The 10,774-nt window shown below is 56.6% G+C and carries 9 protein-coding genes; 2 read left to right on the top strand and 7 right to left on the bottom strand.

The genetic code is table 11. The features are described 5' to 3' along the window. Positions 1–404 precede the first annotated feature (404 nt). Entirely contained in the window at positions 405–1,166 is a 762-nt protein-coding gene (locus FGW20_RS10785; RefSeq protein ID WP_276833766.1) for a hypothetical protein, read from the bottom strand. A 489-nt stretch (positions 1,167–1,655) separates the two neighbouring features. Here FGW20_RS10785 and FGW20_RS10780 point away from each other — a divergent pair, with 489 nt between their 5' ends. Beyond that, positions 1,656–2,348 (top strand): hypothetical protein, encoded by a 693-nt coding sequence (locus FGW20_RS10780; protein WP_066958510.1) that lies wholly within the window; start codon positions 1,656–1,658, stop codon positions 2,346–2,348. A 104-nt stretch (positions 2,349–2,452) separates the two neighbouring features. Here the strand turns inward: FGW20_RS10780 and FGW20_RS10775 are convergent, their stop codons facing one another. From FGW20_RS10775 to FGW20_RS10755, 5 genes are all read right to left on the bottom strand, one after another. Then, positions 2,453–3,226: a winged helix-turn-helix transcriptional regulator gene (locus FGW20_RS10775; RefSeq protein ID WP_301678094.1), complete on the bottom strand. Its 774-nt coding sequence runs from the start codon at positions 3,224–3,226 to the stop codon at positions 2,453–2,455. An 83-nt stretch (positions 3,227–3,309) separates the two neighbouring features. Next, positions 3,310–3,744 carry a pre-peptidase C-terminal domain-containing protein gene (locus FGW20_RS10770; RefSeq protein ID WP_301678093.1) on the bottom strand — a complete coding sequence of 145 codons (435 nt, stop codon included), beginning with the start codon at positions 3,742–3,744 and terminating at the stop codon, positions 3,310–3,312. A gap of 450 nt (positions 3,745–4,194) precedes the next feature. Then, complete coding sequence (locus tag FGW20_RS10765; RefSeq protein ID WP_301678092.1) at positions 4,195–4,983, bottom strand: hypothetical protein; 789 nt, start codon at positions 4,981–4,983, stop codon at positions 4,195–4,197. 234 nt (positions 4,984–5,217) lie between these two features. After that, positions 5,218–6,054, bottom strand: coding sequence for a hypothetical protein (locus FGW20_RS10760; RefSeq protein ID WP_301678091.1), 837 nt, complete (start codon positions 6,052–6,054; stop codon positions 5,218–5,220). A 33-nt stretch (positions 6,055–6,087) separates the two neighbouring features. Beyond that, positions 6,088–7,392 (bottom strand): transglutaminase-like domain-containing protein, encoded by a 1,305-nt coding sequence (locus FGW20_RS10755; RefSeq protein ID WP_301678090.1) that lies wholly within the window; start codon positions 7,390–7,392, stop codon positions 6,088–6,090. A gap of 587 nt (positions 7,393–7,979) precedes the next feature. Between FGW20_RS10755 and FGW20_RS10750 the strand changes: the two genes are divergently transcribed. After that, a complete protein-coding gene (locus tag FGW20_RS10750) occupies positions 7,980–8,402 on the top strand; it encodes an MFS transporter (protein ID WP_301678089.1) in 423 nt (140 codons plus the stop codon). On the opposite strand, the gene FGW20_RS10745 is transcribed toward FGW20_RS10750, so the two are convergent. After that, positions 8,384–10,687, bottom strand: a complete 2,304-nt coding sequence (locus FGW20_RS10745) for an Orn/Lys/Arg family decarboxylase (RefSeq protein ID WP_301678088.1) — start codon at positions 10,685–10,687, stop codon at positions 8,384–8,386. The two genes, FGW20_RS10750 and FGW20_RS10745, sit on opposite strands and share 19 nt — an antisense overlap. Positions 10,688–10,774 lie beyond the last annotated feature (87 nt).

Genomic DNA, 10,774 nt, shown 5'->3' with positions numbered 1-10,774 from the left:
GGAACTAAAGGCACGAAAATACTGGTACCAGGTCAAAGAGATCAAGATCAAAGTGATCCTCCATAACCTAACGAAGGCAGTACAAACAGTCGTGATTGTCGTTGTCTGGAAGGAATTCAACAGAGCCAATCTTTCGAAATCTATCTGGTTTCTGTAAAAGTACGTCATATTCAATTGCCCTCGTTTCGTTGACTATGTTCAAAGTAAGTATTTCAATATACGCTAAATTTTCGATATTTTGCTGTTTCTCTATGGCTATTTCCAGAGGTGTACCAGAACTAATGTCTGTACTTACACAACCGGAACAAATGAGTCCGATTACTACAATAGCCAATATGGATTGAGAGTCCCTTTGTACCACCATCATATCCACCTTAAAAAAAGAATGATGGGGCTACCCTGGTTCACATACATTGCCCCATACACCATGCTACCTCTATCCCCAGACAAGCCGCGGCAGGTGCACAAGAAACTGCACTCGGCAGAGCAGCGCAGGGCCGCAGCAGAATTACACAGACGTCGCAGAGTGGCAGCCCGGGGCAGGTAGTTCCTACAATCGCACAGATACAATCTCCGATGATACACTCGCCTACGCAAGGCCAATAATCATCATCCTCAGCTGTCGTAATGAACTGCTCTGGCATGCCCTCGACCAGGGAACCTCCGTCGACGATAATTTCTTCAAGGACATCTCCATTGCTGCCGATTCTAGCGAACGTGAGTTTATACAGGGACCCATTCTGATACGTGTTTGTGTACTTGAGTACCCGAGTATTGTCGCTATCCCAGACGGCAACGACGTTTGATATCTGGACAGAGCCGCCTTTTTCGATAACGGATTCAACGGGCAGTACTACAGCCGTCATATGATTGATGGATCCATCTTCAAGTTCTTTATCGAGAGAGAATGTCTCAGCATTCTCGACAATCTTACTCAGATCTTCGGAACGCGGGATCTCTGAGAGTTTTCGCACATCGTCCAAATTCAGTGCAGAAGCAACAGCCTCGTACTTCTCCAGGCCCGACAGATCAGTTTTTTGCATGTCTTGTTTGGCATCGCCGCAAGGTGTTCCGGGCTCGCACGCCATCACCGGCACAACGCCCACGCTCACCAGCAGCACGGCGAGAAGCGCGGAGAGTGCCCGCATTCCAATGTTTCTGTTCATTTGCTTTCCTCCTGTTTCTTTCCCAGGAGGCAAAAGAGGCACATATTTAAGTACGCAGAACGCGTACGTTCCCTTTGCCTCTGGGCATGCGGGGCGCGTCATCCGGTCGTCAACCAGGGATGGGCAGCCCCACACTTTTGCGGACGCTGTTTCAAAGCGTCCACACAATGGCTTGAACACAGAGCTATTTAGAAATTCTGTCAGATTCATTTACACGTCCGCAGATATTTGCCGAAAATGAACGGAGAGAACCCTCCCCGGAAGACGAGGGCACAGGAGAGAACCCATTCTCACGGCGGTAATGCCGTACAGGACGCAGCAGCCTCAGACTGCCGCACTTGCGCGCGCCCTGCACCCGAACTACCGGGTTCTGTCGATAGACAGGCAGGCCTGCCGGCCGATTGCATAAACTGTATCAGCCATGAGTGACAGTACCTTCAACCCGTACAAAAACCCGTCGAAACCAGGACGCTCCTATCCGGAGGTCCCATGAAAAAGAGCCAGATTGTCATCTGGAGCATCCTCATCACTCTCGTCTTTGTGCATTACTTCTACATGCCCGAGCAACCCGAGGTCACCAGGGGAGAGATGCATATCTCTTTCGACGCCCGGGAGTGCCGACCCGATCTGGTTGACCTCTGGAATACGCTTGCACAGGAGCAGGCGTTTTCGAACGAGTCGGCCGTGCTCATCCAGCTGAACCAGTATATCGACAAAGACGGAACAGTGCAGTGCACCGGACTCCACTGGATCGGCTACGTAGACGGGGAGGAGCACGCGTACGAGGTATATGTCCACCAGAGCGGCAACGTGTATTATAACGACCAGATATTTGACTTCCCCATGCAGGGGGTACATCCCCTCGCCATATTACGCGAGGTCGACAGGATCGAGTTTGACGATCTCACTCACGGAGAATACAATATAACGCTCACGACGTTCAAACACGACGGTCCAATGACCTACAACAAAACCAACGGCGACCTGTACGCCTTCGCGGACGGATCGCTTCGTCCCCTGAAGGAGGCCACGTTCTCTTCCGAAGCCTCCCGGCATATGATCGAGATCTTCCCGGAGATCGGGCAGTCGGGCGGGATTACGACCGCAGAGAGCATATCGGATCACATCATCCTCTTCCCCGAGCAGGAGATCGCCCGGGCCGACTCCGTCGTCCATGCATGACGTGCAGGCGGCGCCCGGAGACTCTGAACACATCCTCGATAAGCCGCGGGGCGATCCGGGAAAAGAGGCAAACGGTGTAGTTATGGAGAACTGTCGAACGGCAATCAGATACCGGTGCCGGACACACGCCCCCCGGCGATCGTGGGCTTCCACGATCCGTGGGCTTGTACACACTCTTTCGCATCGGCGCAGAGGTAGTAGCGTACGAACCGTCCTTTCTTCTCGTCTCTGACAATGCTGTCCCGGAGCAGCGGTTTCATATGCCAGGTGACGTTCGCGCCCGACATTATGAGCCGGGACGCGATCTCTTTTCTCGTGCTTCCCGGGTGTTGCAAAACGATATTGAGTATCCGACTCTTTGACTGCTCGTTGAGATATCCCGCCACCTTTCGTTCCAGATCAGAACAGGCGCCCGTGTCGACGTAATATCTCATACCTCTGCAGTTCGGCTCGGGGACGACCGTTCCCATCCTGCATAACATCTCTACGTGGTAGCGGAGGGTTCCGATATTCATCCCGAGCAACCGGGAGAGAGAGCTTGTATTGATTCCCGGATTATCGCGTATGCATAGGTACATTGCATTCCGGGTTTCGTTCTCAAGGACGTTATTGTGCAGGACCCTCTTATGGCCGAAATGCAACCATGTGAGCAGCGAGAATACAAGCTGCATCGGGATAAAAAGCACCGGAACGAATATGGATACGAGTCCGAGAATAACAATCTCCAGGGGGAGATTCCAGACGTACACCGGCATCGGATCCAACGGCACCTTCTCCGGATATGCGTCCTGAACGGCAGTAGCACATGCGGCAGACGGCAGCAGTGCGAGGCAGAGGATGGCCAGAGCGATTCCGGCAATCCGCACCCGCATGACCATGGATTTACATAAAACCGGTATCAATAAAAAGATTTGGTTTGGTAGGTGTTCGGCTTTGTTGAAAGCGTGTGAGAGGTAATCATTTAAGCATAAGCATTGCAATTCAAAATATACGGAATGGTTCCTGTCACACTCTCTCCATACACGTTAAGTCTCCAGGTACCTGATGCAGGGCTGCTTATATCTATGCGGATCTTTCCATCTGGACGTCCACCATAGTTGTCATGGTACGAACCATACAGGCTTCCATCCGGTCTGTAGATCTCCAATTCCAGGGAGTGGTCCGGGGTAAACCAGTTTAAGTAAACATTCAGTAAGGACATCCCAGCTGGTACATTGAGCAGATGAGAATCAGTCTCCCCCTGTGTGATCGTAAAATACTCACGGGTTCCATACCCGTCCGCCTGCGAGAGAAGTCCCGCGACTCCGTCATTTTCGCTTCCGATACCTGCAGCTGAAACCACCGGCACGATGAAGGCGACGACGGCCAGAAGTCCTATAACGCGGCTGATCTTCATCAGAATCCACCGATGAGACATCGGAAGACCTCCGTATAAAAATTCTGTCCAATTTCTTTACACGTTTTATATACGCAAGCAGTACGTCGATCTCGGCACGTGAGAGATCACCCGAGCGTCTCCGGAATAGCACGCAGGATCACGGGCATTTTGCCGGGAATCGTCCACTCCGCGCCTTTCTGAAGGACAAGCGCAGTGCGGGAAAGGTGTTGCGCGGAATATTAAACCCCACCTCAAGGGGCTTTTCCGAAAAATAACCGTTGAAGCAAGAGATTACTCACGACGGAACCAGGGCTCTTTCTCCGACAAAACCCGGACGTGTAAATAATTTGAATCTGTTATCGGTTAATGTAAAGAGTACCGCCGGCTAACCCGCTCCTCTCCTCTTCATTGTTCTCTCCCGGGCAGGTCCCTGCCCGGCACCGTACCCCCCCGGCAGGTGATCCGGCATCATCCCGACCACCCTACACTCAGCGCGTGGCCACCCCGGTGCACATCCTGGAAATCATTCGATAGCCACATCTCGAGCAGCAGGCGAATCCTGCTCTGCTCAGCCCTACGGTACCACTGAGAGGTGTGTGTCAGTCGGGTAACGTGGGCAGAAATCGATCCGGTTACGAGGGTCTTCCAGATCTCCCACCAGGGTTCAAACACTCGGAGATTCCGGTTCTCTCGCATCAGGCTGGCAAGGATTCGTCGTGCATTCTCGGCAAACACAATGGACCAGAGTCGCTGTTTCAGCCGGGTGACCAGCGGGGCGCCAAGGATCTTCCGGGCGGTACCGAACAATTTCCGGCTGATCCTCACCCGGATAATGGGAATCCGGAGAAAAATCTCCGTAATATACTCATTCTTCGATTGCAGGCGATCCAGAAGATTTTCGCTTTTCAATTCCCGGAAGAGATTTTCACTATCCCGTCGTGCCACATACAGGGCACCAACATCCTTTCCGGAAAGATCCTGGGCAGGAATGTTGGTGAAGAAGGTATGATAGTCATCGTTCAGGGCATTATAGAGCGCGATAAACCGTATCTGCACAACGTCGTGCTTCCGGTTTCGTTTCCCGGGATTGCACGGGATGGTGACCCGAGCGTCGATATCCTGCTGGTAGGGTTTGAGAACTGCCATCGCCTGGCGAATGTCGGTGCCTTGGATCCGGTGGCGGAAGTGCTCTGAGGTATCCAGCGTCACCGAGACAATGGATGCAGTGGTGTTCATCGGCGTCAGGTTAATTTCCAAAACCGGTTCTCCGTCGCTGCAGTTAGGACTAATTCCTCAACAAGTAGCATATTGTATTCCCGGCTATCCACCCTAACCTTAGGCAAATCCCGCTCACACCCGGATTTCCCTACTTTCCCCCCAACCCCCGGCATCGATCCCCGCCGGCACTACTTTTTTTCGGGGTTGGCCCGGACAGCCGCACATCCGCCCATCGGCGGATCTCCCGCAAAAGGTCTGCTCGTCGTTCCGGTCCTATCGCCGCTTCCGGCACAGAACAAAACTCATCCCGGCACCGAGAACCGCGAGGGCTGCTCCGAATCCCGGCGTCGTCGTTCGGAGCGACTGCCCGGGCGCCAGGTCCGAGGGGACCTGCACGACATCCGTCTTCTGACCGGCCCAGACCGTAATCTCCCAGACGATCCGGTCGCCGCCGTAGACTTTCAGCACGATGTTCTCGACGCGGGCGTCGGGGGACCGTCCGGAGAGGGCCTGCGTCTCCGCTTCGGCTCTCCCGACCGTGAGGTTCTCTTCCGAGACATACGTGGTGGAGACGATCTCTCCTCCCGAGAGGTCGACGATATACTCCGTGAACACGCCGGTATCGTTGATGAAGTAGACCTGCGTCCGCGAAGGTCTGGTCGTAACTTCCTCGTAGCGGCCAGGGGATTGATTCTCGACGTACGACCGCACCCCGCCGTCGTTGCTGAGCGCCGGGTACTTCGCAAAAATCTTCGGGAAGGTGAGTTCCGCGGCCAGGGGCAGCGCCTCATCGCAGCCGATAATCCAGATGTTTCCGATAGACGGTTCGCCGCCGTGTTCATCGGCTCTAATCTTGTTTAAATAGACGAGCTGTTCTTCGCAGGCGTTCGCCGGCACGATGTACACGTACTCATGCGTGTGGTTGTACGTGCTCTCATGCCACCAGATCTCCCCATGTTCAGCGATGAATGCGGTGATCGTCTCGTTGGTCTTCGCGTTCGGGTGAACCCCAAACAGAATTCCCGTCTGGTTTCCCTGCCCAGGGAGAGGCGTCACGACCGCATCTGCGGGTATGCTGCAGACAAGCACCGCAAGGATGAGACCGAGCATCAGAAGGACAACGCTTTTCGACATAAAAAAGGGTTAGTTATACCTCGGAACCTCTCCGAGGAGAATCTGCGTTCTGAAATCTTCGTACCTGAGAATGCCATCGCCGGTCGGGTCGTTCGGGTCCTGCGTGTAATAGGAGTCATCGGCGTCACCGTAGATGGTGATGTTGATGTGGTTGTTTCCCGCTGCCCTGTAAACCTGGGGATTGTCAAATACATCCCATGTTGGATCCGAGTGGATCCAGGCATTTCCGTTCCATGATTCTGCAATAGCATGCCCTGTTATATTACCGGAAGGCAGTTCCATGGTGAACGATAGGAATCGCGTCGGGATGCCCAGTGCGCGGGTGAAGGCGGTATACAGGGTCCCATACTCATCGCAGACCCCTTGATATTTTCCGTTTATGGGAGACGGATGGTCTAGGGTATACAGATCAGAAAATATATACTCAACGTACATTGTTTCGTTATTATATTCCATCATATCATGAACCCGTTGCATTATTTCGTAGGCAGACTGATACGGCTCTGTCGTACCATCAGCCGCCTGCGCTGCTTCGAGTAACACCCTATATCCCTCACTGAATGGGAAATGATATAGATCACTTGTCTCGAGGTTTTCTCCGCCGTCAGGATCGAAGAGATGCGCCGCATCGTTGTTATACTTCTCTATGGCATCGATCGGCATTCTTGCCATCCACGACGTAAGGCCGGTCGGATCAACTCTGATCTCGACTGCCATCGGTTTTATTCCGATGGAACTATGCTGTGGGAGAACCTCGAATGGAACCGTCACAGTGAGGTCCGCTCCCGCTGCAAGATCCGAGAAGGGTACACCACACCCATACCCATCCTTAAGCGACCAGAGGATGACCATCCCGCTCGCTGCAGAAGAAGCATAGTTGTGGATCGTGATCTCGTGGTAGACAAACGTGTCCTGCGTCCAGTACCAGGAGATAGTTCCCTGGGTCATTCTCACGTCCGGCATTAAATCCCTGGTGCCGGGGTCGCTGCTTTCAGCTTGTAGCGTCAATGATACCTTACCGGGAGAGGTTGGAACCACATCAGCATCGATCACCTGGAATTCTGATACCCTCTTCGGATCCAGAATGATTACTCCGGGGTGCTGCCGCGCGATCTCCTCGGTGATCGGAACCCTCTGAGGGGTCTCAATAACTGGATTGTACATCGACATATCCCTTGGCTCAACCCACTGGTCGAACGTATCGAGCCAGCCTCTTGATTCATTCTCTGCACTCACCGCCGGCACCATCGTTCCGCTCACCAGCAATGCAGCGAGAAGCATGGAAAGTGCCCGCGGTCCAATTGTTTCTTTCATCTGTTTGCCTCCTCTAACGTCCCCGGAGGCAAAGAGGCACAGTTCTTAAGTACAGGGAGTGCAAATCTATCTCTTGCCTTCGGGCAGTGGGGGGGCTCATCCGGTCTTGGACGGATAGGGTGAGCCTCCACGATTTTAAGCATCCGCACAACGACCTAGGCGTCAGGCCATTTATGTTTTCTGTCCTTTCTCTTTACACGTCCGTCGACTGTTTGCAAAAGTGAAGTTATCCATCCCACCCTGAGGGAAGCGGGCACAGGAGAACAACCGTTCTCGCGGCAAGGAAGGTCGCGCGGTCTATGTCGTAGTGCAATGATGCCGGACTAACCGACCATATCCGGCTTTCATCGTATTCCTTCGGGGGCTATCACGGCGATACCCGATGGAAAGCCGTGCCCGGGAATGCCTCGAACCATGACCTCTCGGAGGATACGAAATCCGACCGGTACCCCCGCTCTCGTGTGCTGCCGGTTGGGAACCAGGCTCTGCTGTGCGGCTTTTCCGCAGGGAAAGGAGTCGAAACGCCGAAAGGGTGACTTGCGACGATTCGTGAGTGCGACGGACGGAACGCCCGGGGCGTGAGCACCGTGAAGATCGATGGCATCACCGACCTTCGCCCGGCCGCCGACCATCCTCGCCCCTGCGAGCAGGTTCGCAACCCGACACGCATCGTATCACAACCTTTTACTCCCCGGTCGCCCCAATTTCAGTACCGAAGAAAAAACCCCATGCCCGCCCCCGATACCGCCGAACGCCGGACCGTCCTCATCGTCGCCACCCTCGCCGCGTTCCTCACCCCGTTCATGAGTTCGGCGGTGAACATCGCCCTCCCCTCCATCGCCGCCGAGTTCGCCCTCGACGCCGTATTGCTCAGTTCCGTGGCTTCCTCGTACCTCCTCGCGACCGCGATCTTCATCGTCTTCACCGTCCTCCGCACCGTGGGCATCTCTCGCTCCCCCGCGGCAGGGTGCGGAAGTGAACGCCGGCCAGGTCACTCCTCAACGCAATAAACATAATAGACCCGGCGCCCGTCCTCCGCCACGACAACATCCACCCCGTGCACCTCGTTCTCGAACCCGGGGAAGAGGGCGTCGAAGTCCTGCAGAGAGACGAGGTAATCGACGATCGCCCGCGTGGCCGGGGTGCACCGCTCCCCCGGCATGACGACCGGGATGCCGGGCGGGTAGGGGACGACCATCACCGCGACCGTCCGCCCCTCGAGTTCGCTCGCGGGCACCGGCGTCACCTCGCCCCGCACCAGGCGGCGGTAGGCCTCAGCAGGCGTCATCACCGGTTCCGGCAGCGTCGTGTAGACGTTCCTGAGCGTGGCGGCGATCGACTCGTCCCGGAGGTAGCCGTGCATCTCCCGGCAGAGGTCGGCAAGGCCACGGCCCGCGTACCGGGCCGGGTGTTCTCGCACCAGGTCGGGGAAGACCTCCTCGAGCGGACTGTTGCCGTCGTAGAGCGCCTTGAACCGGAAGAGTTCCGCGAGCAGCGTCCCGGACTTGCCCTTGGTGATCCCGAGCGTGAAGAGGACCAAAAACGAGTAGTATCCGGTCTTCTCGACGACGATCCCGCTCTTCCTGAGGTATTTCGTGACGACGGCCGCCGGTATCCCGCGGTCCTCCATGCCCCCGCACGGCAGGATCCCGGGGGTGAGGATGGTCACCTTGACGGGGTCGAGCATGGCGTAGCCCTCCTCGATGCCGTCGAAACCGTGCCAGGCGTCATACGGGTTCAAAAGCCAGCAGCCGGCGTGATTCCTGAGGAGCATATCATCCGCCTCAGAAAGCGGCCGCTCCGTCTCCCCGTCCATGATGCAGTCGGGCTGCCAGACGGTGAACCACCAGTAGTCCTCCCGGGTATGGTTCCCTGCCCGGATCTCCTCGGCCACCGTCACCATCTTCTTTCGAAAGACGATCGCCTCCTCGATCGTCTCCTCGATGAGGAACCTCCCCGAGTGCCCGGCCATCATCCTGGCGGCGACGTCGAGCGACGCGATGATGGTGTACTGGGGGGAGGTCGAGGTGAGCATCATGAACGCCTCGTTGAACCGCGGGTGATCGACAACTCCCCGGCCCTGCCTGACGTGGAGCATCGAGCCCTGCGAGAATGCGGCGAGAACTTTGTGGGTCGACTGGGTGGCAAAGACCGTCGGGCCGGGCGCATCCTTCTCGTGCATCCCGAACCTCCCGGCATAGAGAGGGTGGAACCTGGCGTAGCCCGACCACGCCTCGTCGAAGTGGATGTACGGGACGGTGTCGCGCAACTGCTCCTCAATCCTCTCCGCGCTGTAGCAGATCCCGTCGTAGGTGGAGTTCGTGACCGCGGCCATCCTGATCGCCTGCGACGCGGGGTCCTTTATCAGCGGGCAGTCCCGGACCTTCTGTGCAATAACCCCGGGGTGGAACTCGCTGCTCCGGATGGGGCCGATGATCCCGTACTCGTTCCGGGCCGGGATGAGGTAGATCGGAACGGCGCCGGTCATGACGATCGCGTGCATCACCGACGCGTGACAGTTCCGGTCCACGAGGACGACGTCGCCGGCGGTGACGGTGCCGAGCCAGACGATCTTGTTCGCAGCCGACGTGCCGCCGGTGACAAAGTAGGTCCGGTCGGCCCCGAAGACCTCCGCGGCCTTCCGTTCCGCCTCCCCGACGACGCCGGAGTGCTCCAGGAGCGAACCGAGTTCCTGCACCGAGGCCGAGAGGTCCGCCCGGAGAGCGTTCTCCCCGAAGAAGTTGTAGAAGATCCGGCCTGCGGCATTCTTGAGGAACGCGACGCCGCCCATGTGCCCCGGCGTGTGCCAGGAATAGCGATATTCCTCGACGTAGTCCATCAGCCCCCGGAAGAACGGCGGGAGGACGTCGGCGAGGTAGTTCGTTGCCGCCCGCTTGATGTGGCCGGCGATGAAGCCGGGGGTGTCCTCGAGTTTCCAGATGTAACCGTCGATCCGGGATATGACACGGAGAGGGATGGCGGAGATCGCGAGCTTCTCGGTGTTCAAGAATATCGGGACCTTCGGGTTCCTCTCCCGGATGAGGGTGATGAGATCCGCGGCGGTGAGCGTGCCGTCCGCGGCCTCCGGCGTGAGTTCCCAGTCGATGACGATGCAGCTTGCGTGGGGGTGCGAGAGGAATGCGTGAACCCCGTCGCGGGCGGTCAGCGCCTCGATGACTGGGAAGTTCTCGCGTTTCAGTTCTTTCACGATCTCGCGCGACGCCCGGCCTTCTGCAGTATCCGAGTGCAGTTCGTCGTCGATGACGAGAACGGGAAACTCCTCCAGGTAGTCCATGCACCCACACTTCCTGGAGGGTGATCGGGAGAGGCCGCTTTAGAACTTTTTGGCCGGGCGACGGCAATCCTAACCTCCCGCCGTAGC

This window comes from Methanoculleus methanifontis (genome assembly GCF_030464365.1).
Lineage (GTDB): Archaea > Halobacteriota > Methanomicrobia > Methanomicrobiales > Methanoculleaceae > Methanoculleus > Methanoculleus methanifontis.
Note: the sequence above shows the minus strand (reverse complement) of the source record. Positions and strands in the feature narration are given on the sequence as shown.

Excerpts from the sequence above, each read along its gene's own strand:
- FGW20_RS10760 (WP_301678091.1), bottom strand. The coding sequence starts at position 6,054 with ATGCTCGGTCTCATCCTTGCGGTGCTTGTCTGCAGCATACCCGCAGAT.
- FGW20_RS10745 (WP_301678088.1), bottom strand. The coding sequence starts at position 10,687 with ATGGACTACCTGGAGGAGTTTCCCGTTCTCGTCATCGACGACGAACTG.
- FGW20_RS10780 (WP_066958510.1), top strand. The coding sequence starts at position 1,656 with ATGAAAAAGAGCCAGATTGTCATCTGGAGCATCCTCATCACTCTCGTC.
- FGW20_RS10755 (WP_301678090.1), bottom strand. The coding sequence starts at position 7,392 with ATGAAAGAAACAATTGGACCGCGGGCACTTTCCATGCTTCTCGCTGCA.
- FGW20_RS10785 (WP_276833766.1), bottom strand. The coding sequence starts at position 1,166 with ATGAACAGAAACATTGGAATGCGGGCACTCTCCGCGCTTCTCGCCGTG.
- FGW20_RS10775 (WP_301678094.1), bottom strand. The coding sequence starts at position 3,226 with ATGGTCATGCGGGTGCGGATTGCCGGAATCGCTCTGGCCATCCTCTGC.
- FGW20_RS10770 (WP_301678093.1), bottom strand. The coding sequence starts at position 3,744 with ATGAAGATCAGCCGCGTTATAGGACTTCTGGCCGTCGTCGCCTTCATC.